The organism is Vibrio sp. McD22-P3, from assembly GCF_021568915.1.
Classification (GTDB): Bacteria; Pseudomonadota; Gammaproteobacteria; order Enterobacterales; family Vibrionaceae; genus Vibrio; species Vibrio mediterranei.
Genome location: NZ_JAKGTN010000009.1, coordinates 182,149 through 209,069 on the forward strand (window position 1 = coordinate 182,149; position 26,921 = coordinate 209,069).

The following is a 26,921-nucleotide window of genomic DNA, read 5'->3' on the forward strand; positions in this document are numbered from 1 at the left end:
TCATCAGTTTGCCTCCGCTTGATTACGCACAATAGAAACAAATAACTCTTCAAGTCGGTTGGCTTTGTTCCTCATTGACAGCACTTTAATACCAGCCTCGGAAAGCTGAGTGAAAATGTGGTTTAACCCCTGAGTTTTCTCAATCTCTATCTCCAATGAGCCATTCACCACATTTTGCGATTTAACCCCTTGTAGTTCAGGAATATCAACGCTTGCGTCAATATCGAGAATAAACGTTTCTACATCCAGCTTATTAAGCAAAGCTTTCATCGATGTGTTCTCAATCAGCTCACCGCGTTGGATAATACCGATGTTGCGACAAAGCAGTTCCGCTTCTTCAAGGTAGTGAGTTGTCAGAATAATGGTGATGCCTTGTCGATTAATCTCTTTAAGGAAATCCCACATTGAACGACGAAGTTCAATATCAACCCCCGCCGTCGGTTCATCAAGAATGAGCAGTTTGGGTTCATGCATTAGAGCGCGAGCAATCATAAGTCGACGCTTCATTCCTCCGGAGAGGTTTCGTGCTCGCTCGCTACGCTTTTCCCAAAGGTCTAGCTGAGAGAGGTATTTTTGCGCGCGTTGCTTCGCCACATCCTTAGCAACACCGTAATACCCTGCTTGCTGAAGAACAATCTGCTCAACGGTTTCGAACTGGTTAAAGTTGAACTCTTGTGGCACCAGACCAAGTTGTTGCTTCGCCAGTTCAAGTTCATTATCAATATCGTGACCAAACACCGAGACCTTGCCCGATGTTTTGTTGACTAGAGACGTAATGATACCGATGGTGGTCGATTTACCCGCACCATTAGGCCCAAGCAAAGCATAAAAGTCTCCCTGCTCAACTTGAAGACTCACCCCTTTTAGCGCTTCAAAACCGCCCGCATAGGTCTTTCTTAACTGCTCAATTTCTAATGCGATCATAATTTGCACCGAAGAATGCATCATTGGAATAATTTGATATTTCCAATGATATCGAAAAGTTTGAATATACCCTTACACATGATGATGATGGCTCAATTTTTCAAGTGGTGGTGATGAATTGGCTATAAAAAAAACGAGTATGTTAGTACTCGCTTTTTATCCCTTTTAAGCCGTTGCCTTATATGCAGCATCCAATGCGTGTTCTCGCTGCTGATAGATATTGCCATCCGGAACAAGATCAATAACGTGGAATTTATCCAATTGTTGTCGAGTTTGCGTATTTGGACATAACAAGTACACCTGACACTCTGCGTCTTTGGCATCCTTGATGGCATTTTCTAGAGCAAGACCAACCGTTACGTCGATCATAGGAACATCGGTAAGGTCGAGTATCATCGCTTGATAATCGGCAATACTTGAGTGTTGTCTTGAAATTGCTTTAGAGACACTAAAAATCATTGGCCCAGATAAGTAGAAAAACAATACCTTACCTTGAGTTTGTTCTAGCAACTCTCGCTCATATTCACTTAACGGCACATCGTCGTCGTCAGCGTCGCTGATCGCTTTTACCTGACGAGCTTGCTCACGGCTCAATCTTTCGATAATGATGATATTCGAGATAAACACACCAAGGCCTACGGCAACGATAAGATCTACAAATACAGTCAGCAGCATAACACCGTACATGATCGCCATACCGGCCAAACTCACCTTATGTGCTCGCTGAATAAAGCTCCAATCCAGTATGTTAAAACCGACATAAACAGCAATGCCTGCCAACACCGCCATTGGAATAGGTTCAGTTAAACCACTTGCTACCAGTACCACCAGCGCCAACACCAATGCCCGCACCACACCAGACAATGGAGAGCGAGCCCCTACTTGGATATTGGTCACCGTCCCCATCGTCGCACCCGCTCCCGGTAAAGCCCCAAACAAACCTGCGATAAGGTTCGCTAACCCTTGGCCGCGCAATTCCTTATCTGAGTCATGCTCTTTCCGAGTTAGAGAATCACCGATAACAGCTGTTAATAAGGTATCAATACAGCCTAATGTGCCGAGTACAAGCGCATCGATAAGCATGGTAGTCAGCATTTCGGCGTTAAAATGCGGTATGACTAAAGAAGGCAAACCTGCTGGAATCTCGCCAATTCTGCGAATACTCTCACTACTGAAAAACAGCATAGATATCACTGTGACTAACACCAGCGCCACAAGCTGCGGAGGAATATGTTGACGGTATTTTTTAGGGAACAGAAATAGAATCGCTAACGTCAGTAACCCAAGGAATAATTCTGAAAAGTCGATATGGGTCAGCAGTTCAGGTAATGCCCTGATTGTCCCAATAACGCCGCCCGTTGGCGCGGCTTGTCCCAATAGTGGCGCCAGTTGAAGAATCACCAAGATCACACCAATTCCCGACATGAACCCCGAGACAACACTGTATGGCATCAAGGTAACGTATTTTCCGAGTTTTAACGTACCAAGCAAGATTTGAAAAATACCCGCCATCATAACGACAGTGAAGGTCATCGCCATCCCCGTTTCCGGGTACTTAGCCATCATTGCTGTCAATACCGCTGTCATGATGACCGTCATAGGGCCTGTCGGTTCGGAAATAAGGCTAGAAGAACCGCCAAATAGAGAGGCAAACAGCCCCACCATGATTGCGCCCCACAGCCCGGCTTCTGCGCCTGCTCCAGATGCCACACCAAACGCCAACGCCAGTGGCAATGAAATAATCGCGGTAGTTACCCCGCCAAATACATCCCCTTTAAGGTTTATATCTTCAAAACGACGTCCTAACTTCATTACTATCCTTGAAAATAACCAAAAAATTGCCTCACCTTAACAAATGTGACAATAAGTTAATAACTAATAAGGGCCATTCAATTTTCATAAGATATAAGTTTTTTTCACTGAATCGTTAAGTCACTGATTTTAGGTACATGAACACGTCAGATGAGTACATTTTGATACTTTTTTTTCGAGATTCAATTTGTAACATTGTGTATAGTATCTCGAATTATTGAAGGGAAGTATCATGCCGGAAATCAAACAACTCTTTGACAACAATTCAAAGTGGTCTGAAGAAATTCGCTCCGAAAGACCAGAGTATTTCGCAAAGCTAGAGGAAGGCCAAAACCCTGGATTCCTTTGGATTGGTTGCTCCGATAGCCGAGTACCAGCAGAGCGTCTAACGGGGTTATATTCAGGCGAACTCTTTGTTCACCGTAATGTTGCCAACCAAGTCATTCATACCGATCTTAACTGCCTATCTGTAGTGCAATACGCGGTGGATGTGCTAAAAGTCAAACACATTATCGTTTGTGGTCACTATGGCTGTGGTGGCGTGAATGCTGCTATTGATAACCCACAGCTTGGGCTCATTAACAACTGGCTTCTACATATACGCGATTTGTACTTAAAGCATCGTAACTGGCTCGGTGAATTGCCACGCGACATGTGGGGTGACAAGCTTTGTGAGATTAACGTTGCTGAGCAGGTGTATAACCTAGGTAACTCAACCATTATGCAAAACGCTTGGGAACGCGGCCAAGAAGTTGAAGTTCATGGTGTGGTCTATGGCATTGGTGATGGTAAGTTGCAAGATCTCGGTGTTCGCTGTTCAAGCAGAGAGAGTCTTGAAGTAAATTACCAAGCTGCCATGTCGAAAATTTTGAGTACCGAAGTACTAAAATAATTCAGTATTTAGAAAAATGCCCATCTCACAGAGATGGGCATTTTTTATGTTTGTACGACCAGATTTATTCCTGAGGTACCACTTTACCGATGTAAGGTAAGTGGCGATATTTCTGAGCGTAATCGATACCAACACCCACTACGAACTCATCCGGGATTTCGAAGCCAATCCATTTAACATCGACATCGACTTCACGGCGTGATGGCTTGTCTAGCAAGGTACAAATCTGAATAGATTTTGGTTCACGTAGCGATAGAATCTCTTTCACTTTATTTAAGGTATTACCAGTATCGATAATATCTTCCACCAGCAGGATATCTTTACCTTTAATATCATCATCAAGATCTTTCAGGATGCGCACATCACGTGAGCTTTCCATGGTATTGCCATAGCTTGATGCCGTCATAAAGTCTACTGAGTGAGTAAGCTCGATGGCACGAGCCAAATCCGCCATAAAGACAAAAGAGCCACGTAGCAAGCCGACCATAACTAAATCTTCGCTACCTTTGTAGTGTTCAGTAATTTCTTTACCTAGCACTTTTACACGCTCATGAACTTCTTGCTCAGAAATCATGACTTCAACAGTATGTTTCATATCTATCTCGATGTTGATTGGTTAACTTGGTCGCTACAGCAACAGTAGCTGTGAGTCCCCTCCTAAAACAGACAACACTATTTTAGTGAAGAAATACCAAGCGTTCACATTTGCTCGGTATGGTATCACTTTCTGACTCAGGATAAAAATCAGGCGAAAATCTGGCGTCAAATTACTCTGTTGGTATAAACCAGAACGAATCTTTGTTAACGCATGGTGTTGAAAGAATATGACGCTTTCAGCGCAAAGTGTGATATGCAGGTAAATTAATGCTAATTATGAAAATTATCAGTGTATGACTATTGACCAAAGCACATATGCACCATTACACTTATCAAACAAAAGAAAAAATAGAGCATGTGATTTCCAAAATGGAAATTGTTAACCAAAAACTAACATTAATATGCCAGTTATTGTGTATAACAGCTTTCATATTGGACCAAATCTCTGACTCTGTATAACAAACAGGGCGCAGTTGGACGTACTCATAGAGTTACCAGCCCTACCAACGTTGGCAAGGAAATATTATGGACTCAATAGTAAAAAGACCTAGAACTCGCTTATCTCCACAAAAGCGCAAGTTACAGCTTATGGAGATTGCACTAGAAGTATTCGCGAAACGCGGCATTGGTCGTGGAGGTCACGCGGATATCGCAGAAATTGCACAAGTTTCAGTAGCAACGGTATTCAACTACTTCCCAACACGAGAAGACTTGGTTGATGAAGTACTTAACCACGTCGTCTGTCAGTATTCCAACTTCTTATCAAATACCATTGACCTTGATGTCGACATCAAAGAAAACCTAACCAATATTCTTGATGGTGTGGTGGATATGGTGATCGAAGACTGTCACTGGAATAAGGTATGGTTTGAATGGAGTACATCTACGCGCGATGAGGTTTGGCCATTGTTTGTTTCATCGAACAAAACTAGCCAAGCACTGATTGAAAACATGTTCATTAAAGCCATTGAACGTGGCGAAGTCTGCTCTCAACACAACACTAAGCATCTTACTAGCCTATTCCACGGTATTTGCTATTCACTGTTTGTTGAAGCTAATCGCAGTAGTGATGGTGAATCCATCAAGTCGTTGACCGACTGCTATATGGATATGGTTTGCATCTACGAGAAAGATAGCCGCCACTAAAAAACAGCCCTTGAGCACAAATGCTTAAGGGCTTGATTTTAAATAGTATCTATAAAAAAACGGCCAGTATGATACTGGCCGTTTTTGTCTTCACTCAGAAATTATTTCTTTTTCTTCGCTTTTGCATTTGGAAGGTCAGTGATAGTGCCTTCAAATACTTCTGCTGCAAGACCAACAGATTCGTGAAGCGTTGGGTGAGCGTGGATAGTCAATGCGATATCTTCTGCATCACAACCCATCTCGATCGCTAGACCGATTTCACCAAGCAGTTCACCACCGTTAGTACCCACGATAGCACCGCCAATTACGCGATGAGTATCTTTATCGAAAATAAGCTTAGTCATACCGTCTGCGCAGTCAGATGCGATTGCACGACCTGACGCTGCCCATGGGAATGTCGCCGTTTCGTAGTTGATGCCTTCTGCTTTCGCTTCTTTCTCAGTCTTACCAACCCAAGCTACTTCTGGTTCAGTGTAAGCAATTGAAGGAATCACTTTCGGGTCAAAGTAGTGCTTCTTACCAGAGATAACCTCTGCCGCTACGTGACCTTCATGCACGCCTTTGTGAGCAAGCATTGGTTGACCAACGATATCACCGATTGCATGGATGTGAGGGACGTTTGTGCGCATTTGCTTATCAACATTGATAAAACCACGCTCGTCTACTTCAATACCCGCTTTTTCTGCATCAAGCAGTTTGCCGTTTGGTACACGGCCGATAGCCACAAGCACTGCATCATAACGCTCAGCTTCAGAAGGTGCTTTCTTACCTTCCATTGAAACGTAGATGCCGTCTTCTTTAGCTTCAACTGCCGTCACCTTGGTTTCAAGCATCAAGTTGAACTTGTTCTTAATACGCTTGGTGTAGACTTTAACCATATCTTTGTCCGCAGCTGGGATAAGTTGGTCAAACATTTCTACAACATCAATCTGAGATCCCAGAGAGTGGTATACCGTCGCCATTTCTAGACCGATGATACCACCGCCCATGATAAGCAGTTTTCCTGGTACTTCTTTCAGCTCTAGCGCATCAGTAGAATCCCAAATACGTGGGTCTTCATGCGGGATGAATGGCAATTTAATAGGGCGTGAACCCGCAGCTACAATGGCGTTGTCGAAGTTAACAACAGTTTTACCGTCTTCGCCTTCAACTTCAATTGAGTTAGGACCAGTAAACTTACCGAAACCGTTAACCACATTTACTTTACGCATCTTAGCCATACCGCCAAGACCACCAGTAAGTTGGTTAATAACTTTTTCTTTCCATAGACGAATCTTATCGATGTCAGTCTGTGGCTCACCAAATACGATACCGTGGTCAGCAAGCGCTTTTGCTTCTTCGATAACTTTAGCAACGTGAAGTAGTGCTTTAGATGGGATACAACCCACGTTCAGACACACACCACCAAGCGTGCTATAACGTTCAATAAGAACGGTTTCTAGGCCTAAATCGGCACAACGGAATGCAGCGGAGTAACCAGCAGGACCGGCACCAAGTACTACCACCTGGGCTTTAATTTCTTTGCTCATTTTGACCTCTTGTAGTCATTATCCCTAACAGGCTGAGTGGGTATTGATTTTTATATGCTTAGACTTCGTTTTAAACAGACGTTCTATTAAACAAATAACTTAAACAATTATGATTTCAGACCGCCAACATTTTACAGAGATGTTAATGGTGTGAAAAGTAAATCAATTTAGCCTGTGAGCTAGACAACAATTCACGTTGGAAATGTTGTATTAATTTGTTTTCCCCTCACTCGCTCCCCTTTGATTAGGGGGAGCGAGAGTGGGAAAGTTATCTTACAGTACTAGACGACGAATATCGCTTAGGCAGCTGTTTAGATAAGTAATGAAACGTGCACCTTCTGCACCATCAATCACACGGTGATCGTATGATAGAGACAGAGGTAGCTGCAGACGTGGTTCGAATTCTTTACCGTTCCACACAGGCTTCATTTCAGACTTAGATACACCAAGGATACCTACTTCAGGCGCATTTACGATAGGCGTAAATGCTGTACCACCGATGCCACCTAGGCTTGAGATAGTGAAACAGCCACCTTGCATGTCAGCCGCAGTTAATTTACCTGCACGTGCTTTCTTAGAAATTACCATTAGCTCTTCAGATAGCTCGTAGATGCCTTTCTTGTTTACATCTTTGAATACTGGAACAACAAGGCCGTTTGGCGTATCAACCGCGATACCAACGTTCACGTACTTCTTAAGAATGATGCTCTCGCCATCTTCTGATAGAGAAGAGTTAAACGCAGGGAATGCTTCTAGTGCTTTTGCAACAGCTTTCATGATGAACACAAGTGGAGTGATCTTCATGCCTGAATCTTTCTTCGCTTCGATAGCGTTTTGCTCTTTACGGAACGCTTCTAGGGCTGTGATATCAGCGTTATCCCACTGTGTAACGTGCGGGATCATTACCCAGTTACGGTGTAGGTTAGCACCAGAGATCTTCTTGATCTTAGAAAGCTTCTGAACTTCAGTCTCACCAAACTTGCTGAAGTCAACCTTCGGCCAAGGTAGTAAACCAAGAGCAGAGCCGTCACCGCCTTTGCCAGATGCCGCAGCACCAGACTCAAGACGCTTAAGTGCATCTTTAACGTAAGACTGAACGTCTTCTTTAAGGATACGGCTCTTACGACCAGTACCTTTAACCTTAGAAAGGTTAACGCCAAATTCGCGAGCTAGACGACGAACAACTGGAGACGCGTGTGCGTAATCGTTGTTTTCTTGGAAATCGTTTGCTGCAGGTGTAACTGCTGAAGCTTCAGCTTTTGGACGGTCCGCCGATGCGGCAGGAGCTGCTGCTGGAGCAGGAGCAGGAGCAGCTACTGGAGCCGGAGCCGCACCAGCAACCGGAGTGCCGGCCACCTCAAATACCATGATTAGAGAGCCAGTCGTTACTTTGTCGCCAGCTGCAATTTTGATTTCTTTTACTGTACCTGCAAATGGTGCTGGAACTTCCATTGAAGCCTTGTCGCCTTCCACAGTGATTAGAGATTGCTCTTCTTCTACTGTATCGCCAACCGCTACCATTACTTCAGTAACTTCAACTTCGTCACCGCCGATATCTGGTACGTTTACTTCTTTTTCAGCAGATGCTGCTGGAGCCGCCGCAGGTGCTGCAGGAGCTTCTGCTATTGGAGCTGCCGCGCCAGAGCCCGCAGTTTCGAACACCATCACAAGAGAGCCAGTTGTTACTGAATCACCTTCAGCAATCTTGATCTCTTTAACCGTACCTGCAAATGGTGCTGGTACTTCCATCGAAGCTTTGTCGCCTTCTACAGTTAGAAGAGATTGCTCTTCTTCTACTGTATCGCCAACTTTAACCATGATTTCAGTAACTTCTACTTCGTCGCCACCGATATCTGGAACGTGAACTTCTTTAAGTTCTGCTGCCGCTGCTGCTGGAGCTGGAGCCGCTGCTGGAGCCGCTTCTGCCGCAGGAGCAGGTGCAGCGTCAGCTGCACCTTCGGCTTCGAAAATCATGATAAGAGAACCTGTAGTAACAGAATCGCCTTCCGCTACTTTGATTTCTTTAACGATACCTGCTTGAGACGCTGGAACTTCCATAGAAGCTTTGTCGCCTTCAACAGTGATAAGAGACTGCTCTTCTTCTACCTTGTCGCCAACGCTTACAAGAATCTCAGTAACTTCAACCTCATCCGCACCGATGTCAGGTACATTAATTTCGATTGCCATTGCTTATTTACCTTCTAATTAAGCGCTGTATTAAGCGTAAAGTGGGTTAGTTTTTTCAGTGTCGATGTTGAACTTAGCAATTGCTTCAGTCACAACAGACTTCTCAACATCACCGCGCTTCGCTAGTTCAGTTAGTGCTGCAACTACCACGTAGCCTGCGTTAACTTCGAAGTGACGACGTAGGTTTTCACGGCTGTCTGAACGGCCGTAACCATCTGTACCAAGTACTTTATATGACTCTGAAGGCATGAACGCACGAACTTGCTCAGAGTAGTTCTTCATGTAGTCAGTCGCGGCGATTGCAGGCTCAGTACCCATTACTTGTGCAATGTAAGGTACTTTAGCTTCTGCTTCTGGGTGAAGCATGTTGAAACGCTCTGCGTCTTGACCATCTCGAGTTAGCTCGTTGAACGATGTTACAGAGAACACGTCAGATGCGATGCCGTACTCTTCGCTTAGGATAGTCGCTGCTTTACGTACTTCGTTCATGATAGTACCAGAGCCCATTAGCTGAACTTTAGACTTATCACCAGCGTAAGATTCAAGCTTGTAAATACCCTTACGGATGCCTTCTTCAGCGCCTTCTGGCATTGCTGGCATTGCGTAGTTTTCGTTCATCACAGTTAGGTAGTAGAACACGTTCTCTTGGTTCTCACCGTACATGCGACGGATACCGTCTTGCATAATTACCGCAACTTCGTAAGCGAATGTTGGGTCGTAAGAGATACAGTTAGGTACTGTGTTCGCCATGATGTGCGAGTGACCATCTTCGTGCTGTAGACCTTCACCATTTAGTGTTGTACGGCCAGCTGTAGCACCTAGTAGGAAACCACGAGCTTGTTGGTCACCAGCCATCCATGCCATATCACCTACACGTTGGAAACCAAACATTGAGTAGTAGATATAGAACGGAATCATTGGTAGATCGTTAGTGCTGTATGAAGTTGCAGCGGCAACCCAAGAAGCCATTGAGCCTAGCTCGTTGATACCTTCTTGCAGAACCTGACCAGAGGTTGCTTCTTTGTAGTAAGAAACGATGCCTTTATCTTCTGGTGTGTATTCCTGACCGTGTGGGTTGTAGATACCAATCTGACGGAATAGACCTTCCATACCAAACGTACGAGCTTCGTCACAGATGATAGGAACAACGTTCTTACCAATGTTCTTGTTCTTAAGCAGGATATTAAGCGTACGAACGTATGCCATCGTAGTTGAGATGTCACGCTTCTGCTCGCTTAGTAACGGCGCGAATTCTTCTAGCTCAGGAACTTTAAATTCTTGAGTGAACTTAGGTAGACGCTGTGGCGTGTAACCTTTAAGTGCTTTACGACGAGCGTGTAGGTATTCGTATTCCGCACTACCTTCTTCCAGTTTTAGGTATGGAAGCTCTGCTACTTTCTCATCAGTTAGAATGTCTTGAAGACCTAGACGGTCACGTAAGTGTAGTACGTGAGTCATGTCCATCTTCTTAACTTGGTGTGCGATGTTCTTACCTTCAGCTGCATCACCCATACCGTAACCTTTAACTGTCTTAGCTAGGATTACTGTAGGACGGCCTTTAGTTTCTGCCGCATTTTTATACGCTGCATACAGCTTAGAAGAATCGTGACCACCACGCTTAAGCGCGAAGATTTCGTCATCTGTCATGTCAGCAACAAGTGCTGCTGTTTCTGGGTACTTGCCAAAGAAGTGCTCACGTACGTACGCGCCATCTTTAGACTTAAATGTTTGGTAGTCACCATCTACAGTTTCGTTCATTAGCTGCAGTAGTTTGCCTGACGTATCTTTCGCCAGTAGCGCATCCCAGTTGTTACCCCAGATAACTTTAACAACGTTCCAGCCAGCGCCTTTAAATAGACCTTCTAGCTCTTGGATGATGCTACCGTTACCCATTACAGGACCATCTAGGCGCTGAAGGTTACAGTTGATTAGGAAGCATAGGTTATCTAGTTTCTCACGCGCAGCGAAAGACAGTGAACCACGTGATTCTGGCTCATCCATCTCACCATCACCTAGGAAGGCGTAAACACGTTGAGCTGAAGTGTCTTTAAGGCCGCGACCATTTAGGTACTTAAGGAAACGCGCTTGGTAGATCGAAGAAATTGGACCTAGACCCATAGATACTGTTGGGAACTGCCAGAACTCAGGCATCAGTTTAGGGTGTGGGTATGAAGGAATACCTTTACCGTCTACTTCTTGACGGAAGTTATCTAGCTGTTCTTCAGTTAGACGACCTTCAACGAATGCGCGAGAGTAGATACCTGGTGAGATATGACCTTGATAATAAACTAGATCGCCACCGTCTGTTTCGTTAGGAGCACGGAAGAAGTGGTTGAAGCACACTTCATAGAATGCTGCTGCAGACTGGTAAGAAGCCATGTGACCACCAAGGTCTAGGTCTTTCTTAGAAGCACGCAATACGATCATGATTGCGTTCCAGCGAATAATCGAACGAATACGACGCTCAAGCGTGGTATCACCAGGGTAAGCTGGTTCTTGTGCTGCTGGAATAGTGTTGATGTAGTTAGTGTTGATACCTGTTGGCATATCAACGCCGTCTAAACGTGCTTTCTCTAGAACTGTTTCTAGTAGGAACTGCGCGCGTTCTACACCTTCTTCGCGAACAACGGACTCAAGTGCTTGTAGCCAATCTTGAGTTTCCAGTGCATCTACGTCATGCTTCATGTCAGACATGGCGATCTTTCCTTCTGTTGGTTGGATCTACTTAATAAAAGTAAGCGTTTCTAGTTTTAAGAATCACTATCTTGTTGAATTCGTCTTAAAGAGCGCTCACGTCGAGACTCTTCTCTAGTCAAATCCAACAATGTTTCTTCGATATAAGCTAAGTGTGAATGAGACATTTCACGTGCCTTTTCAGGCTTTCCAGAAACAATCGCTTCCACGATATTAGCTCGGTGTTTACTGACTTTCTCCACCACTTCACTTCGGCGGTGCAATAACTTTAAATTCTGTAAAACATTTTGCTCTAGCAGTGGTGCTAGGCTTCGCACGATATGAAGCAAAACAACATTGTGTGCAGCTTCAGTTAACGCAACAAGAAAAGCCATGACCGCAGCAGCTTCTGCTTCGATGTCACCGGTTTCTTGTACTTTACGAATAGTGCCTAAGCAATTTTCAATTTGAGCAAAATCTTCATCGGTACCACGCAATGCTGCGAAATAAGCAGAAATCCCTTCCATAGCATGACGTGCTTCGAGCAAGTCAAGCTGCGTTTCATTATGGGAAGATAGAAGGTCTAGCAACGGATCCGAGAAACTTTTCCAAATATTTTCGCTCACAAACGTACCTCCACCTTGGCGGCGGGTAAGTAGTTTCTTCGCTTCTAAGCGCTGAATCGCTTCTCGAATAGAAGGTCGAGAAACATCAAACTGTTTAGCCAGCTCTCGTTCAGGTGGAAGCTGTTGACCTGCTGAAAGTGTCCCTTCAACAATCAAGCGTTCCAATTCCTGTTCAATCACATCAGAAAGTTTCGGCTGACGAATCCTTTGATAAGCCATATTTATTATTCTACTTTTCTTTCGAAGTTAATTGGTATTACCAATTTCAAATTGGCGTAAAAATTAACACATTTAAAACACCGATGTCTAGTGAAAAATTGATTCAAATCATAGAACCGGCCTTGCATTAACCATTCTGAAACATTTATAGATTAAAACATCAACACTCATGGTCAGACCAATTACATACAAGAAACTTATCGGGCAAATTACGTGCTATAAAAACACTTATAAATCAACAACAAAGGAATCATTTTGTCGGACAAGGAAACTTGACCAATATCAATAAAGGAAGGAATAACCCAAGGCCGGGTTATTAATAATTTGAATAACAAAATAAATCTGCAGCAAAACCCAACCGCTCAGTAATTGAACAATGGTTTTTTATGACAATGATTTTCTAAATCGAGCCCAGTCAAAAACAAGACCGGGATCACTCTTTCTCAGCGGGGCAATATATTGATGCCCAGTGATACGTGGTTGAGTAATTAATGGATACGATTGAATCAAGGCACTACTTAGGCGCTGCAGACTGAGGTACTGTTCATCGGTGTAAGCCACATAGTCCGACCCTTCAAGCTCAATACCGATCGAGTAATCATTGCACTTCTCTCGGCCAGCAAAACTCGATACTCCTGCGTGCCAGGCTCGAGCAAGAAATGGCACAAACTGGACCACTTCTCCATCACGTCGGATCAAACAGTGCGCAGATACTCGCATGTTCTCAATCACTTTGAAGAAAGGGTGAATTGACGAGTCGAGCTTGCCTAGGAAAAAGTCTTCGATGTAAGAGCCACCAAACTGGCCTGGCGGTAAGCTGATGTTATGAATAACCAGTAGTGATATATCACTAGTGTCTGTTCGGACATCATAGTGAGGAGATGGGACAATTCGCGCATGACAATACCACCCTTGAGCATCAATAAGCTCCAAGCTTTGTTTACCTTCATTTGTATTGCTACTGCGCATACATCTAGACTCCATCTACCTCTATGTCGTTATGATTTTATCCGACAACAAAGAAAATGCGAGAATTGATGCTGAAATTCCGCACAAGCAAGAGTATCATGCGCACTTTGTTACCCCACAAAGACAGTTTTAGCGATGAAGAACACACATAACAGTCAAGAACGCCTCGAATATCTTAAGCAGCAACTACCAGCAGAAATCTCTCGTGCCGTGGCAGATACACTACGCGAAGACCTCGGTGGTACACTAGATGCCACAGCGGATATCACTGCAAGTTTAATTCCGGCTGAGACTCAGAATGTTGCAACGATTATTACTCGTGAGCACGGTGTGTTCTGTGGCCAAATGTGGGCTGATGAAGTCTTTAAGCAACTTGGTGGTGAAGTCGTCATTGAATGGCATGTCCAAGATGGTGACAAGGTGGAACCGAATCAAGTGCTTTGCACACTAACAGGCCCTGCGAGAGTCTTGCTTACCGGCGAACGTAACGCTATGAACTTCATCCAAACTCTGTCTGGCTGCGCCAGCGTGGTTGCGCAGTACGCTGAGAAAATTGCGCATACCGAGTGCCGACTGTTAGATACACGTAAAACCATTCCTGGCCTGCGCAGTGCGTTGAAGTATGCTGTCGCTTGTGGTGGTGGCTTTAATCACCGCATTGGCGTATTTGACGCTTACTTAATTAAAGAAAACCACATCATTGCCTGTGGTGGTATCACTAAAGCTATTGAAACTGCGAAACAGCTTAATCCAGGCAAACCAGTTGAGGTCGAAACGGAATCTCTAGAAGAGCTGCAACAAGCCATCGATGCAGGAGCGGATATCATTATGCTCGATAACTTCAGCACCGACATGATGCGCAAGGCGGTTGAGATTAACGCTGGCCGTGCTGCTTTAGAAAACTCAGGAAATGTCACTATGGACACCATCGCTGAGTTTGCGGAAACTGGCGTTGATTATATTTCTGTGGGTGCTTTGACCAAGCACTTGAAAGCAATGGACTTGTCGATGAGATTTAAAGACTAGTCTATTTCTCAATGAGAGAATCTTACTAAAGCGAAGCCTATTTGAGCTTCGCTTTTTTATTTCCAGCATTGCCCAATCCAGAGTTCTACACCCGAAATCGCCACTTGCTCCGCAACACCATTCTCATTTTTTGCAAGTCTGCTTTTAATTATCCACGCCTCCTCGTAAGCGCTTATCTAGTCGCTTCAACGTCAGCTGTGATGCCTCTAATGTTCAAGCTTCACGTCTCTGAGGAATCACTATGCACCAAGGAATTAACCAAAAAGGGTTTACCTTAATCGAACTGATGATTGTGGTTGCCGTTATCGGTGTACTCGCCGCTGTCGCTCTACCGCAATATCAAAAATACATTGGAAAAAGTGAGGCGGCCTCTGCTTTAGCGACCTTATCGGGACTTCGCACCAATATCGAAGCGTACACTCTTGAGCAAGGAAGCTTTCCTGATACCGAAACTACACCAGCCTTAAAAAACCGATTAGGTTTCCCCAGCGCTATTATTGAAGCCATTGAAGCCGAGGCTGGAGTCAGCAGTGCAGGCAATATCATTTTGTCATTTGATCAAGTCCCCGACGCAAGTCCTTCGGTTAGTAATTATAAATTGGCATTAGCACGAGATGCTCAAGGCGGATGGGCATGTATTAGTACTGCCACGGAAGAATCCGGAGTATTACCAAAGGGCTGTCAATATTCCGAAAGCGTCTCAGTAACGGTACCTGAATGATCCCGTCCACTCTCCCATCTATTTTAAGACAGGCTAACGCCATCGACGAAACGCAAGAAACTGCGTTATATGACCTGTCCATGCTATCTGGTTGCTCTGTTCCAGAAGGAGCAACTGAGCTCAACCTTTGTCAGGCGCAAGAGCTTGTTGCTGTTCTAGCCGACGTTTTTGGACTCCAAATAGTGTCGATAAAGGACAACGACTATGCGAGTTTGTGCCAACAACTCGGTTTACGGGACGTCATAATTCAATACCAAGCCTTACCTATTTCACTGCGCGACAACGTTCTAACCGTTGCGGTCAGCGATCCCACACCCTCGCAGTTAGAAAATGATTTTAAGTTTGCCTCAGGATTACAAATCGAACTGGGTTTGGCTAACCATCAAGACATAAACGCTGCAATACGCAAAATTTATGGAGAGGGTCAAGAGCAATGGAGCCAACAGACTAAGGAACTCACCTCCCACGAACTAGCAAACTTAGTACAAGTGAATGAGAGTGAACTTGAGCATTGCGATGAGCTAATGCTGGATGACTCGCCTGTCAGCCGTTTTATTCACCAAATCCTATTAGAAGCCGTCAGCAAGAAAGCGTCCGATATTCATTTTGAGCCATACGAACACCAGTACCGAATTCGACTTCGCTGTGATGGTATTCTTATTGACGCACATCAGCCATCGATCCAATTAAGCCGCAGACTATCTGCTCGCCTGAAGATTCTCGCTAAGCTAGATATTGCTGAGCGCCGTCTTCCTCAAGATGGTCGAATCAAACTCAAACTATCACCCCACTCCGCCACGGATATCCGTGTATCAACCCTGCCAACCATGTGGGGAGAAAAGGTAGTACTGAGAATTCTCGACCTAAATTCTGCCCGTTTGGATATCGAGCAGTTAGGGTATAACGACACTCAACAAGCCCTTTACTTGCAAGCGTTGCACAAACCTCAAGGAATGGTGTTAATGACAGGGCCTACTGGAAGTGGCAAAACCGTCTCTCTCTATGCGGGACTCAAACTTCTTAATACCCCAGAGCGAAATATCTCAACTGCCGAAGACCCGATTGAAATACATCTAGATGGGATAAACCAAGTTCAAGTTAACCCTAAGATAGGCTTTGGTTTTTCTGCAGCCTTGCGCACTTTTTTACGCCAAGATCCGGATGTGGTTATGGTGGGAGAAATACGAGATCTCGACACAGCAGAGATTGCGGTTAAAGCGGCTCAAACAGGTCATCTCGTTCTGTCAACTTTACACACTAATTCCGCGCTTGAGACCATTACACGGCTACAAAATATGGGAATAGAGAGCTTCAACCTCGTGTCTTCACTTTCGCTAATTATCGCGCAGCGGCTCGCTCGCCGTTTGTGCTCTTTATGTAAGCGCCCAGATCACCTCCGTAAAGATCTGCTCCGCAGTCTCGATATATCCTCCTGCCAGAGGATTTACAAAGCCAATGATGTTGGTTGTAGCAAATGTAATAGAGGTTATTCGGGTCGTATCGGTATTTACGAAGTGCTGGTTTTTTCCAACGAGTTAAGCGCCGCCGTTCTTCAGAGAGCCAGTATTCAAGATCTTGAAGTCATCGCTGTGTCACAAGGAATGATGACACTTAAACAAGCGGGGCTTGAAAAACTCACTCTTGGGCTGACAAGCTACCAAGAACTGCAGCGTGTCCTTTATTTCGAATGAGAATGCCCCTATGCCTAACCCGCTTCCTATGCCATTAAGAAAGTTCCGCTGGAGAGGTGTTGATCGATCTGGCGCAAAAGCAAAGGGGCAAATCCTTGCTTTAACCGAAATGGAGGTCAGAAATCAATTAGGTCGGCAGCAAATCCATATCAGAAAAATTTCTCGCCATCGCATTTCGTTTTGGACCAGATTAACCCACAAGATTTCACGCAAAGACATCACTCTATTCACTAGGCAATTGGCTACTTTGCTGACGACAAGAGTTCCTCTTGTTCAAGCCCTTAAGCTTATCTCTGAAAGCCACTCCAAAGCTGAAATGAAATCGGTCCTTAATCAGGTCGCTAGCCGAGTGGAGAGTGGCGTCCCTATCGCTCAAGCGCTACAAGCACTAAGTACACATTTTGACCGCTTCTATATCGATATGATTGCGACGGGCGAATCGTCCGGAAACATTGCGGTGACGTTAGATAGGTTAGCAACATATCGTGAAAAACATGATGCTCTGCAGTCTAAAGTCGTTAAAGCCATGATATATCCAAGTATGGTGCTGATAGTTTCTTGTGCCGTAACCTATTTGATGCTCACGAGTGTGATTCCTGAATTTGAATCGATGTTTAAAGGGTTCAATGCCAATTTACCTTGGTTCACATCCGAGGTGCTGGAGCTATCAAACTGGAGCCAATCATACGGACTGGTTAGCGTTGCTTCTCTAGGTTTATTGATTGCTAGCATTAAGTTTATTTGCCTTAAAAATGCTACTGCCGAATTATGTATAAGTAAATTAGCCATCAAACTGCCCGTTGTTGGCGACATCATTACCAAAGCAACCATTGCCAAATTTAGCCGAACATTAGCGACCAGTTTTAGTTCTGGAATACCGATACTCACAGGCATACAAGCGAGCGCAAGAACAACAGAGAACGCTTACTTTCAACAAGCTATTTTTTCTATACACACTCATGTCGTAGCGGGCGTACCTGTTCATTTAGCAATGCGAAACAGTCTCGCTTTCCCTGAGATGGTGCTGCAAATGGTCATGATAGGTGAAGAAACTGGCAAGTTAGATGAAATGCTCAATAAGATCGCTAGCATCTATGAGGCGGATGTCGATAACATCGTAGACAACTTAGGAACAATCATTGAGCCTTTGGTTATTGTCTTCCTTGGCACAATAATTGGCGGGTTAGTGATTGCAATGTACTTACCTATCTTTAACTTAATGTCGGTAATAGGCTAACATAGGCAATAACTCACTGATTTTACGGTTTCATACTCAAGAATGGACGCATTTTCTTATTATCCTTGGCTCTTCCCTGCTTTTGCGGCTCTCTTCGGCTTGATCGTTGGCAGTTTTTTGAATGTCGTCATTTATCGATTACCGATAATGATGGAGCGTGGTTGGCGCGAAGAATGTGCCGAAGCTTTTCCTGAGTACAAAATTGCCCCTCCAGAAGATAAATTTAACCTTAGCGTGCCGCGCTCAGCATGCCCTAAATGCCATACACCGATTCGAATTATCGATAATATTCCTGTACTCAGCTGGTTGTTACTTAAGGGCAAGTGTCATCATTGCAGTCATAAAATCAGTGCTCGTTATCCACTTATTGAGCTCCTGACAGCAGCCATGTGTGCAACCGTAGCGTGGCAACTTGGGTATAGCGAATACAGCTTAGCGTTAATCGTCTTTACCTTCGTGCTTATCAGCGCCACTTTCATTGACTTCGATACCATGCTGTTGCCAGACCAGCTTACCTTACCTCTAATGTGGTTGGGCATTGCACTAGCATTATTAGGTATCTCTCCAATTTCGTTAACGGATTCTGTAATTGGTGCCATGGCTGGCTACCTCTGCTTATGGTCCATTTTCTGGCTGTTTAAACTACTAACAGGTAAAGAAGGCATGGGCTACGGTGACTTTAAGTTGCTGGCAGCTCTCGGAGCATGGTTAGGCTGGCAACACTTGCCTTTGATCGTCTTAATGTCATCCGTTGTTGGGGTTTTATTTGGTCTCGTTCAATTGCGAATGCAAAAGAAAGGGATTGATGTTGCATTTCCTTTCGGCCCTTATCTCGCCATTGCTGGTTGGATTAGCGCTTTGTGGGGCGAGCAAATTATTCAATACTACCTCAAGTCGTATATAGGGGTGTAACCATGGGATTTGTTATTGGACTTACCGGCGGTATTGCCAGCGGAAAAACCACCGTTGCCAACCTTTTTCACGATAACTTTGCTATTGATTTGGTCGATGCAGACCTTGTTGCTCGAGAAGTAGTAGAAGTAGGTTCGGCAGGTCTTGACGCTTTAACGCAACACTTTGGTATTGGGATCCTTCAAGAAGATGGTTCTCTTAATCGCAGTGCTCTTCGGGAGCGCATCTTTGCTAACGAGGACGAAAAGCTTTGGGTAAATAACTTGCTGCACCCGATGATCAGAGAGCGTATGCAATCACAACTGGATGCATCCACCAGCCCTTATACTCTGTTCGTAGTTCCACTTCTCATCGAAAATGGGCTACAAACTATGGCTGACCGTGTTTTAGTTGTAGATGTCTGTGAAGAAACACAAATTTACCGAACAATGACACGTGATGGGGTGCCTGAGTCACAAGTGCGTTCTATACTCAAAGCACAAGTAGACCGAGAAACTCGTTTATTGCATGCTGACGATGTGATTGATAATAATACTGATAACGCTCAACTTTTGTCCCAAGTCACAGAATTACACCAAAAGTACCTAGCATTATGCGAACAAAATCGGTGAAAATAGCAGGGAAGCGTTTAAAGGCTAGCAGATGATCACAAATAGATTCGAACACCCTCTTAATGAAAAAACAAGAATGTACCTAAGAGTTGAATCTCTATTGAGACAGCTTCAGCACTCCTCGTCTTTTTCAGATAATTATCAGTATCAAATTTTCTTCAAATCACTGTTTGATTTACTGGAGATCTTTGAACAAATCCAGCTCAAAAGCGAACTCGCTAAAGATCTTGAAAAGCAACGTCAAACTTATCGTGCATGGCTTAATGTCGATGACGTCGATCAGGAAATGCTAGGCTCGATCTTAAGGGATCTAGATGGTGTACATAAAGATTTAATGATGGCCGAACGATTCGGTCAATCTCTGAAAGAAGATCGCTTCCTCAGCGCAATCCGCCAACGATTTGGACTGCCGGGTGGTTCATGCTGTTTCGATCTTCCGTCATTGCATTACTGGTTACATCTACCGATTGAAAAACGTATGCATGATGCTGAAGCTTGGTTAGCGTCAGTCAAACCACTTATGAATGCCCTTCAGTTATGGCTGAAGCTCACTCGTGAGACTGGTCGTTTTAAGAAGCAAATTGCTCGCTCTGGGTTTTATCAAAGTGACGCTGAAGAAGCCAATATCCTTCGTTTAACCATTCCAATGGAGTATGGTGTCTACCCAATGATTTCAGGACATAAAAACCGCTTTGCAGTGAAGTTTATTGCCTTTGAATCAGGTCAAGCCTACCCTAATGATATTGAATTTGAATTAGCTGTTTGCAGCTGAAAGTAACACTCAGGAATCACTATGAGTAAACCAACCGTTGTTCCATGCCCTCAATGTAAAGCTGAAGTTGTATGGAACGAAGACAGCCCTTTTCGCCCGTTTTGCTCAAAGCAGTGCCAAATGATTGATTTTGGTGAGTGGGCCGACGAAGAGAACACCATTCCTGGCGCACCAGATATGTCTGACAGCGATGGCTGGTCAGAAGATAATTACTAACTTCGTCCAGCAATTACCACCACTTACCTCTCATCATCCCTGCGTAGACAGGGATCTTACCAAAGAGTACTGACCGGGCTCATAGGTAGCAGTTCTAACCGGACACATAAGTAAAAGTGCTAAGGTGTTAACTTCAAACATAAAAAAAGCGGAGCCCTTGGGCTCCGCTTAATACTTGAGAACGCTAGTAAAATAGCATTACTTCTTAGCAAGTTTCTCTTTGATACGAGCAGACTTACCAGAACGCTCACGTAGGTAGTACAGCTTGGCACGACGTACTGCACCACGGCGTTTAACTTCGATGCTATCAACCATTGGAGAGTGAGTTTGGAACGTACGCTCAACACCTTCGCCGTTCGAGATCTTACGAACAGTGAAAGCAGAGTGAAGACCACGGTTACGGATAGCGATTACAACGCCTTCGTAAGCCTGTAGACGCTCACGGTCACCTTCTTTTACTTTAACCTGAACTACAACAGTGTCACCTGGTGCAAATTTAGGTAGGCCTGATTTCATTTGCTCTTCTTCAAGAGCCTTGATGATGTTACTCATGTTCTTAAATTCCTAGAATAAACTGATACTAAATTAAATAGGTTACTTGCTATTAACTCGATGCTCTTTTATGAACTCGGCAAGTAATTGTTCCTGTTCGTCAGTCAGAGCTAGGTTTTCCAGGAGCTCCGGTCTTCTTAGCCAAGTACGGCCTAACGACTGCTTAAGTCGCCAGCGACGAATGTCCTTATGGTTACCAGACTTGAGGACACTTGGTACCTCTAAATCGTCTAGAACTTCAGGGCGCGTATAGTGTGGACAATCTAGTAAGCCATTTGCAAAAGAATCTTCTTCTGCTGAAGCAAAATCGCCTAGTACTCCCGGAACAAACCGTGAGACTGAGTCGATTAGCGTCATGGCTGGGATTTCCCCACCTGTCATCACAAAATCTCCGATTGACCATTCTTCGTCAACCTCTGTTTGGATGATGCGCTCATCTACCCCTTCGTAGCGTCCACAAATCAACACAAGGTTGTCGTTTTTCGCTAGTTCTTCTACCCCAATCTGATCGAGCTTACGACCTTGAGGAGAAAGGTAAATAACTTTCGTCTTACCCGGTGATGCCTGTTTGGCTGCGTGAATGGCATCGCGCAATGGCTGAACCATCATTAACATGCCAGGACCACCACCGTAGGGTCTATCATCGACAGTGCGATGTTTGTCGTGAGTGAAATCACGAGGATTCCATGTCTCAATCGACAGTAGACCTTTTTTAACCGCTTGACCTGTTACTCCATAATCAGTAACGCTGCGGAACATGTCTGGAAAAAGGCTAATTACGCCAACCCACATCTGTTCTCTCGCTCTTTCAGTTACCAATTAAGGATTAGAATCCAGGATCCCAGTCAACTTCGATCCGTTGAGCTTCGCGATCAACTTTCTTGATCACTTGCTCTTCAAGGTACGGTATCAACCGTTCCTTTTGCCCAAAAGCATCTTTCAGATTTGCTTTCACAACCAGAACATCGTTCGAACCCGTTTCCAACATGTCGGTTACTTCACCTAGGTCGTAACCTTTTGTGGTCACTACTTTCATGCCGAACAATTCGCGCCAGTAGAACTCATCTTCTGACAGTTCAGGAAGCACAGCTGGATCAATTGCAATTTCAAAGTTAGTTAGTAGGTGAGCTTCTTCACGAACCTCAAGACCTTCAAGTTTACACACCATACCTTTGTTATGGCGCTTCCAACTTTCAACTTTCAATTCGACCCATTCGCCCTTTTGACTAATGTACCAAGGACTGTAATCGAAAATACTTTCAGGATTGTCTGTGTAGGTAAACACTTTAAGCCATCCACGAATGCCATAAGTAGAACCAAATTTACCTACAACAATTCTTTCGGGAGTATTGCTCATAGTTTCTTTACCTTTCATCGACGACATACTGCTAACTAAACTAATAATTAAGCCGCTTTTTGAGCGTCTTTAACTAGCTTAGCAACACGGTCAGAAACTGTTGCGCCTTGACCAACCCAGTGGTTAACGCGCTCTAGGTCTAGACGTAGACCTTCTTCTTGACCAGTAGCAGTTGGGTTAAAGAAACCCACTTTCTCGATGAAACGGCCAGTCGCTGCATTGCGGCTGTCCGCTACTACGATTTGATAGAATGGACGCTTCTTAGCGCCGTGACGTGCCAAACGAATGGTTACCATATCGTCCTCTTTGCTTTCTCAATAATAAAAATGACCTCAGAAGTGTTTCTCTAATGAGCAACCTGAGGTCTCGTGCCAAAATAAAGCCCCGGAATTTTACTCTTATTCCGAGGCATTGCAAGGGGTTTAGCTATTTTTTCACCAGTTTTTGGCTGGCATTTCTCGTGTGACGCAGATAACAGTTTGAAACTTAAGGGACTGAAACCTGAGCCAATCCACGGCTAGCGACCAAATGGATTGAAGCCGCCGCCGCCCATGCCACCCATCATGCCTTGCATGTTGCGCATCATTCCGCGCATGCCGCCTTTCTGCATCTTCTTCATCATTTTTTGCATCTGAGTGAATTGCTTCAAGAGACGGTTAACATCTTGCACTTGAGTACCAGAACCTGCAGCGATACGCTTTTTACGAGAACCTTTAATTAACTCAGGACGTTGACGCTCTTTCATTGTCATTGAGTTGATGATCGCTTCCATCTGCTTAAACATCTTGTCATCAACTTTGTCTTTAACGTTATCAGGTAAGTTAGACATACCTGGTAGCTTGTCCATCATTCCCATCATACCGCCCATATTTTGCATCTGACCAAGTTGCTCACGGAAGTCTTCTAGGTCGAAACCTTTCTTCTCCTTGAACTTCTTCGCCATCTTTTCTGCTTTATCGGTATCAACATTACGTTGTAAATCTTCGATAAGAGAAAGAACGTCACCCATGCCTAAGATACGTGATGCAACACGATCTGGGTGGAAAGGTTCTAGTGCGTCAGTCTTTTCACCCACACCCAAGAACTTAACTGGTTTACCCGTAATATGACGAACAGAAAGCGCCGCACCACCACGAGCATCACCGTCGACTTTAGTTAAGATAACACCCGTTAACGGGAGCGCATCACCAAAAGCTTTTGCTGTGTTCGCGGCATCCTGACCTGTCATCGCATCGACAACAAACAGCGTTTCGACTGGGTTGATTGCTGAATGGAGATCTTTAATCTCATCCATCATCTCATGGTCAACCGCTAAACGACCCGCGGTATCGACAATCAATACGTCATAAAACTTTTTCTTCGCATGATCGATAGCTGCATTGGCTATATCAATTGGCTTTTGATCTGCTGATGAAGGGAAGAAATCAACGCCAATATCGGTAGCAAGTGTTTCTAGCTGTTTGATCGCAGCTGGACGATAAACGTCGGCAGACACCACAAGAACTTTCTTCTTGTCACGCTCATGCAGCAGTTTAGAGAGTTTACCAACACTGGTCGTTTTACCCGCACCTTGCAGACCTGCCATTAAGATGACCGCCGGCGGCTGTGCAGCTAGGTCCAGTGCTTCGTTGGATTCACCCATGACCGACTCAAGCTCAGCTTGAACGATTTTGATGAACTCTTGGCCTGGAGTTAAGGATTTAGAAACTTCAACACCAACGGCACGCTCTTTTACGCCTTTGATGAAATCTCGAACTACTGGCAGAGCAACGTCGGCTTCTAGAAGCGCCATGCGAACTTCGCGCAGAGTATCTTTAATATTGTCGTCGGTCAGACGACCTTTGCCGCTGATATTCTTCAGCGTTTTGGATAGACGATCCGTTAAATTCTCAAACATTTCTTTCTCTTCGCTGTAAATTGCGATCAATTGTAGTGAGTATACCTTAGCCAGCAGTGAGAGTCATACCTAACAAGATCAAATACGAGTCAATACTTTTTACTTCTGCGATGGCTCATTGAGTCGATGCAGGGTATAATTCCAGCTCTAAGCAATCGATTTTTTAGGAAAAATGGACAGTTTAATCGCAATTGCGGCCGCTATTCTTTATGTGCTGGCCATCGTTACAATTATCCCAGGCTTGGTCCACCAGGTCGGGATCCGTACAAAAACTGTTCTCGTCAGTGCGGTTTTAGCACTAGCTTTTCATGCGTGGCTACTCAGTGATCTCATCTTAAGTGGCAGTGGACAAAACCTCAGCATCTTGAATGTCGCTTCATTAATTGGCTTCATTATTTCGCTGTTTATGAGCATTGCCATGCTTAAAACGCGAATTTGGTTCTTATTGCCTGTGGTTTACGGCTTTGCCGCCATTAATCTCTCCGCCGCCGCTTTTGTTCCAACTGCGTTTATTACTCACTTGGAGCATAATCCAAAACTGCTGATTCATATTTCGTTAGCACTTTTTTCCTATTCTACGCTCTCCATTGGTGCGCTTTACGCAATTCAGTTAGCGTGGCTTGACCATAAGCTTAAGAATAAGAAAGCACTGACCATTAATCCTAATCTTCCACCTTTAATGATGGTTGAAAGACAGCTTTTCAAGATCATTTTGATTGGCACTGGTCTGCTTACAGCAACGCTTCTTACTGGTTTTGTGTTTGTTCAAGATATGTTTGCTCAAGGCAAGGCTCACAAAGGTGTGCTTTCGTTCTTGGCTTGGATTATCTACTCAGTATTGCTTTGGGGACATTACCGCAAAGGATGGCGCGGCAAAAAAGTGACTTGGTTTGCCGTTGCAGGCGCAACCTTGCTCACTCTAGCTTACTTCGGTAGCCGATTCGTTAGGGAAATCATACTAAGCTAAATGGCTTGATATGCTCTATTTAGCACACTACGAATGTCGCGTTGACAACACAGTATAAATGGTTCATTAATTAACCAGCTATTAACTAAAGGAATTTTGAAGTTTTGGACGACATTTCGACCGGTATTTTGTTTGCAATCCTTGCAGGTCTAATTGTAATTTCCGGCTACTTTTCCGGCTCAGAGACAGGGATGATGTCTCTGAACCGCTATCGACTTAAACATCTTTCTAAGACAGGCCACAAAGGCGCGAAACGCGTCGAGCGCTTACTCAATCGCCCAGATCGGTTGATTGGGTTAATTCTCATCGGTAACAACCTCGTTAATATTCTCGCCTCAGCCATAGCCACCGTCATCGGTTTACGCCTTTATGGTGATATTGGTGTCGCCATTGCCACAGGTGCACTAACTCTGATTATTTTGGTCTTTGCCGAAGTCACACCGAAAACGCTCGCCGCCCTGTATCCAGAACGCGTCTCTTTTATGAGCAGTATCTTGCTGACCATTCTGATGAAGGTTCTGTCTCCTCTGGTTGTTTTAGTTAACTTTATTACTAACGGCTTCATTCGCTTGTTGGGTATTCGCGTTAATCACAATGATGAAGATCATTTAAGCTCGGAGGAGCTGAGAACAGTAGTTAATGAAGCTGGCTCGCTGATCCCACGACGTCACCAAGATATGCTGATTTCTATTCTCGACCTCGAACACGTGACGGTGAATGACATTATGATCCCTCGCAACGAGATTACTGGCATCAATATTAATGATGATTGGAAATCAATTGTTCGTCAGTTAACCCACTCACCTCATGGTCGTGTGGTGCTGTATCGTGATCAGATTGATGAAGTAGTTGGGATGCTGCGTCTACGTGAATCTTATCGTTTAATGTTGGAGAAAAACGAATTCACCAAAGAAACCCTGCTCCGAAGTGCTGATGAGGTTTACTTCATTCCTGAAGGGACGCCACTCAACGTGCAAATGCTAAAGTTCCAACGTAATAAAGAACGCATCGGACTGATCGTTGATGAATACGGTGATATTAATGGCCTAGTCACCCTAGAAGACATTCTCGAGGAAATCGTTGGTGAGTTCACAACTTCAATGGCGCCAACACTCTCTGATGAAATTACGCCGCAAGGGGACGGCAGCTTCTTGATCGAAGGCAGCGCCAACATCCGAGACATTAATAAAGGCCTTAAATGGAACCTACCAACAGATGGCCCTAGAACATTGAATGGTTTAATGCTGGAGTATTTGGAAGATATTCCTGAAAGCCACCTGAGTGTTCAAGTTGCAGAGCATCAAATGGAAATTGTTGAACTGGAAGAGAACCGTATCAAGATGGTCAAAGTTTTTCCAAAGAAGAAAAAATAACCAACCTGTATTAAA

Annotated in this window: 25 protein-coding genes; 12 read left to right on the plus strand and 13 right to left on the minus strand. The window is 44.4% G+C overall.

The genetic code is table 11. The features are described 5' to 3' along the window. Positions 1-3 precede the first annotated feature (3 nt). Complete coding sequence (locus tag L2W36_RS12640) at positions 4-924, minus strand: ABC transporter ATP-binding protein (protein WP_236110191.1); 921 nt, start codon at positions 922-924, stop codon at positions 4-6. A 165-nt stretch (positions 925-1,089) separates the two neighbouring features. Then, the gene (locus L2W36_RS12645; protein ID WP_006074439.1) at positions 1,090-2,736 is read right to left on the minus strand and encodes a SulP family inorganic anion transporter; all 1,647 of its coding nucleotides are present in this window, start codon (positions 2,734-2,736) and stop codon (positions 1,090-1,092) included. Positions 2,737-2,968: 232 nt separating this feature from the next. Between L2W36_RS12645 and can the strand changes: the two genes are divergently transcribed. Then, positions 2,969-3,628, plus strand: coding sequence for a carbonate dehydratase (can, locus tag L2W36_RS12650; protein ID WP_006074438.1), 660 nt, complete (start codon positions 2,969-2,971; stop codon positions 3,626-3,628). Positions 3,629-3,692: 64 nt separating this feature from the next. Here can and hpt read toward each other — a convergent pair whose 3' ends face one another. Further along, positions 3,693-4,223, minus strand: a complete 531-nt coding sequence (gene hpt / locus L2W36_RS12655; RefSeq protein ID WP_006074437.1) for a hypoxanthine phosphoribosyltransferase — start codon at positions 4,221-4,223, stop codon at positions 3,693-3,695. A 527-nt stretch (positions 4,224-4,750) separates the two neighbouring features. Between hpt and L2W36_RS12660 the strand changes: the two genes are divergently transcribed. Continuing rightward, positions 4,751-5,371 carry a LuxR/HapR/OpaR family quorum-sensing transcriptional regulator gene (locus L2W36_RS12660; RefSeq protein ID WP_006074436.1) on the plus strand — a complete coding sequence of 207 codons (621 nt, stop codon included), beginning with the start codon at positions 4,751-4,753 and terminating at the stop codon, positions 5,369-5,371. Positions 5,372-5,472: 101 nt separating this feature from the next. Here L2W36_RS12660 and lpdA read toward each other — a convergent pair whose 3' ends face one another. From lpdA to ampD, 5 genes are all read right to left on the minus strand, one after another. Further along, positions 5,473-6,900, minus strand: a complete 1,428-nt coding sequence (lpdA, locus tag L2W36_RS12665) for a dihydrolipoyl dehydrogenase (protein WP_006074435.1) — start codon at positions 6,898-6,900, stop codon at positions 5,473-5,475. Positions 6,901-7,173: 273 nt separating this feature from the next. Further along, the gene (gene aceF, locus L2W36_RS12670) at positions 7,174-9,087 is read right to left on the minus strand and encodes a pyruvate dehydrogenase complex dihydrolipoyllysine-residue acetyltransferase (protein WP_236110192.1); all 1,914 of its coding nucleotides are present in this window, start codon (positions 9,085-9,087) and stop codon (positions 7,174-7,176) included. 30 nt (positions 9,088-9,117) lie between these two features. Continuing rightward, the gene (aceE, locus tag L2W36_RS12675; RefSeq protein ID WP_006074433.1) at positions 9,118-11,781 is read right to left on the minus strand and encodes a pyruvate dehydrogenase (acetyl-transferring), homodimeric type; all 2,664 of its coding nucleotides are present in this window, start codon (positions 11,779-11,781) and stop codon (positions 9,118-9,120) included. 56 nt (positions 11,782-11,837) lie between these two features. After that, the gene (gene pdhR / locus L2W36_RS12680) at positions 11,838-12,605 is read right to left on the minus strand and encodes a pyruvate dehydrogenase complex transcriptional repressor PdhR (protein ID WP_236110193.1); all 768 of its coding nucleotides are present in this window, start codon (positions 12,603-12,605) and stop codon (positions 11,838-11,840) included. Between the two features lie 384 nt (positions 12,606-12,989). Then, a complete protein-coding gene (ampD, locus tag L2W36_RS12685) occupies positions 12,990-13,574 on the minus strand; it encodes a 1,6-anhydro-N-acetylmuramyl-L-alanine amidase AmpD (RefSeq protein WP_006074431.1) in 585 nt (194 codons plus the stop codon). 135 nt (positions 13,575-13,709) lie between these two features. On the opposite strand from ampD, the gene nadC reads away from it, so the two are divergent. The 8 genes from nadC to yacG all read left to right on the plus strand — a co-directional run bounded on the left by nadC (position 13,710) and on the right by yacG (position 20,760). Beyond that, a complete protein-coding gene (gene nadC, locus L2W36_RS12690) occupies positions 13,710-14,600 on the plus strand; it encodes a carboxylating nicotinate-nucleotide diphosphorylase (RefSeq protein ID WP_006074430.1) in 891 nt (296 codons plus the stop codon). Positions 14,601-14,841: 241 nt separating this feature from the next. After that, positions 14,842-15,321, plus strand: coding sequence for a pilin (locus tag L2W36_RS12695; RefSeq protein WP_236110194.1), 480 nt, complete (start codon positions 14,842-14,844; stop codon positions 15,319-15,321). After that, positions 15,321-17,012, plus strand: a complete 1,692-nt coding sequence (gene pilB / locus L2W36_RS12700; protein WP_236110208.1) for a type IV-A pilus assembly ATPase PilB — start codon at positions 15,321-15,323, stop codon at positions 17,010-17,012. Before L2W36_RS12695 ends, pilB begins: the two co-directional genes overlap by 1 nt. A gap of 10 nt (positions 17,013-17,022) precedes the next feature. After that, positions 17,023-18,249, plus strand: coding sequence for a type II secretion system F family protein (locus L2W36_RS12705; RefSeq protein ID WP_236110195.1), 1,227 nt, complete (start codon positions 17,023-17,025; stop codon positions 18,247-18,249). 42 nt (positions 18,250-18,291) lie between these two features. Continuing rightward, complete coding sequence (locus tag L2W36_RS12710) at positions 18,292-19,161, plus strand: prepilin peptidase (RefSeq protein ID WP_236110196.1); 870 nt, start codon at positions 18,292-18,294, stop codon at positions 19,159-19,161. A gap of 2 nt (positions 19,162-19,163) precedes the next feature. Beyond that, entirely contained in the window at positions 19,164-19,772 is a 609-nt protein-coding gene (coaE, locus tag L2W36_RS12715; RefSeq protein WP_088876263.1) for a dephospho-CoA kinase, read from the plus strand. A 31-nt stretch (positions 19,773-19,803) separates the two neighbouring features. Continuing rightward, on the plus strand, positions 19,804-20,544 hold the full coding sequence (zapD, locus tag L2W36_RS12720; protein WP_031494891.1) for a cell division protein ZapD: 741 nt from the start codon (positions 19,804-19,806) through the stop codon (positions 20,542-20,544). Between the two features lie 21 nt (positions 20,545-20,565). Then, a complete protein-coding gene (gene yacG, locus L2W36_RS12725) occupies positions 20,566-20,760 on the plus strand; it encodes a DNA gyrase inhibitor YacG (protein ID WP_006074419.1) in 195 nt (64 codons plus the stop codon). A gap of 198 nt (positions 20,761-20,958) precedes the next feature. Here the strand turns inward: yacG and rplS are convergent, their stop codons facing one another. From rplS to ffh, 5 genes are all read right to left on the minus strand, one after another. Then, the gene (rplS, locus tag L2W36_RS12730; protein ID WP_006074418.1) at positions 20,959-21,312 is read right to left on the minus strand and encodes a 50S ribosomal protein L19; all 354 of its coding nucleotides are present in this window, start codon (positions 21,310-21,312) and stop codon (positions 20,959-20,961) included. A gap of 42 nt (positions 21,313-21,354) precedes the next feature. Further along, positions 21,355-22,104 carry a tRNA (guanosine(37)-N1)-methyltransferase TrmD gene (gene trmD, locus L2W36_RS12735; RefSeq protein WP_038224311.1) on the minus strand — a complete coding sequence of 250 codons (750 nt, stop codon included), beginning with the start codon at positions 22,102-22,104 and terminating at the stop codon, positions 21,355-21,357. 34 nt (positions 22,105-22,138) lie between these two features. Beyond that, complete coding sequence (gene rimM, locus L2W36_RS12740; protein ID WP_031494889.1) at positions 22,139-22,696, minus strand: ribosome maturation factor RimM; 558 nt, start codon at positions 22,694-22,696, stop codon at positions 22,139-22,141. A 20-nt stretch (positions 22,697-22,716) separates the two neighbouring features. Beyond that, a complete protein-coding gene (gene rpsP, locus L2W36_RS12745; RefSeq protein ID WP_031494887.1) occupies positions 22,717-22,965 on the minus strand; it encodes a 30S ribosomal protein S16 in 249 nt (82 codons plus the stop codon). 221 nt (positions 22,966-23,186) lie between these two features. After that, positions 23,187-24,566 (minus strand): signal recognition particle protein, encoded by a 1,380-nt coding sequence (gene ffh / locus L2W36_RS12750; RefSeq protein WP_006075530.1) that lies wholly within the window; start codon positions 24,564-24,566, stop codon positions 23,187-23,189. Between the two features lie 172 nt (positions 24,567-24,738). Here ffh and L2W36_RS12755 point away from each other — a divergent pair, with 172 nt between their 5' ends. Together L2W36_RS12755 and L2W36_RS12760 are read left to right on the plus strand one after the other, a co-directional pair. Beyond that, complete coding sequence (locus L2W36_RS12755; RefSeq protein ID WP_038224308.1) at positions 24,739-25,533, plus strand: cytochrome C assembly family protein; 795 nt, start codon at positions 24,739-24,741, stop codon at positions 25,531-25,533. A 104-nt stretch (positions 25,534-25,637) separates the two neighbouring features. Next, positions 25,638-26,906, plus strand: coding sequence for an HlyC/CorC family transporter (locus L2W36_RS12760; protein WP_236110197.1), 1,269 nt, complete (start codon positions 25,638-25,640; stop codon positions 26,904-26,906). Positions 26,907-26,921: the final 15 nt, after the last annotated feature.

Coding starts and splice junctions, on each gene's coding strand:
- L2W36_RS12640 (WP_236110191.1), bottom strand. CDS start 924: ATGATCGCATTAGAAATTGAGCAGTTAAGAAAGACCTATGCGGGCGGT.
- L2W36_RS12645 (WP_006074439.1), bottom strand. CDS start 2,736: ATGAAGTTAGGACGTCGTTTTGAAGATATAAACCTTAAAGGGGATGTA.
- can (WP_006074438.1), top strand. CDS start 2,969: ATGCCGGAAATCAAACAACTCTTTGACAACAATTCAAAGTGGTCTGAA.
- hpt (WP_006074437.1), bottom strand. CDS start 4,223: ATGAAACATACTGTTGAAGTCATGATTTCTGAGCAAGAAGTTCATGAG.
- L2W36_RS12660 (WP_006074436.1), top strand. CDS start 4,751: ATGGACTCAATAGTAAAAAGACCTAGAACTCGCTTATCTCCACAAAAG.
- lpdA (WP_006074435.1), bottom strand. CDS start 6,900: ATGAGCAAAGAAATTAAAGCCCAGGTGGTAGTACTTGGTGCCGGTCCT.
- aceF (WP_236110192.1), bottom strand. CDS start 9,087: ATGGCAATCGAAATTAATGTACCTGACATCGGTGCGGATGAGGTTGAA.
- aceE (WP_006074433.1), bottom strand. CDS start 11,781: ATGTCTGACATGAAGCATGACGTAGATGCACTGGAAACTCAAGATTGG.
- pdhR (WP_236110193.1), bottom strand. CDS start 12,605: ATGGCTTATCAAAGGATTCGTCAGCCGAAACTTTCTGATGTGATTGAA.
- ampD (WP_006074431.1), bottom strand. CDS start 13,574: ATGCGCAGTAGCAATACAAATGAAGGTAAACAAAGCTTGGAGCTTATT.
- nadC (WP_006074430.1), top strand. CDS start 13,710: ATGAAGAACACACATAACAGTCAAGAACGCCTCGAATATCTTAAGCAG.
- L2W36_RS12695 (WP_236110194.1), top strand. CDS start 14,842: ATGCACCAAGGAATTAACCAAAAAGGGTTTACCTTAATCGAACTGATG.
- L2W36_RS12705 (WP_236110195.1), top strand. CDS start 17,023: ATGCCTAACCCGCTTCCTATGCCATTAAGAAAGTTCCGCTGGAGAGGT.
- L2W36_RS12710 (WP_236110196.1), top strand. CDS start 18,292: ATGGACGCATTTTCTTATTATCCTTGGCTCTTCCCTGCTTTTGCGGCT.
- coaE (WP_088876263.1), top strand. CDS start 19,164: ATGGGATTTGTTATTGGACTTACCGGCGGTATTGCCAGCGGAAAAACC.
- zapD (WP_031494891.1), top strand. CDS start 19,804: ATGATCACAAATAGATTCGAACACCCTCTTAATGAAAAAACAAGAATG.
- yacG (WP_006074419.1), top strand. CDS start 20,566: ATGAGTAAACCAACCGTTGTTCCATGCCCTCAATGTAAAGCTGAAGTT.
- rplS (WP_006074418.1), bottom strand. CDS start 21,312: ATGAGTAACATCATCAAGGCTCTTGAAGAAGAGCAAATGAAATCAGGC.
- trmD (WP_038224311.1), bottom strand. CDS start 22,104: ATGTGGGTTGGCGTAATTAGCCTTTTTCCAGACATGTTCCGCAGCGTT.
- rimM (WP_031494889.1), bottom strand. CDS start 22,696: ATGTCGTCGATGAAAGGTAAAGAAACTATGAGCAATACTCCCGAAAGA.
- rpsP (WP_031494887.1), bottom strand. CDS start 22,965: ATGGTAACCATTCGTTTGGCACGTCACGGCGCTAAGAAGCGTCCATTC.
- ffh (WP_006075530.1), bottom strand. CDS start 24,566: ATGTTTGAGAATTTAACGGATCGTCTATCCAAAACGCTGAAGAATATC.
- L2W36_RS12755 (WP_038224308.1), top strand. CDS start 24,739: ATGGACAGTTTAATCGCAATTGCGGCCGCTATTCTTTATGTGCTGGCC.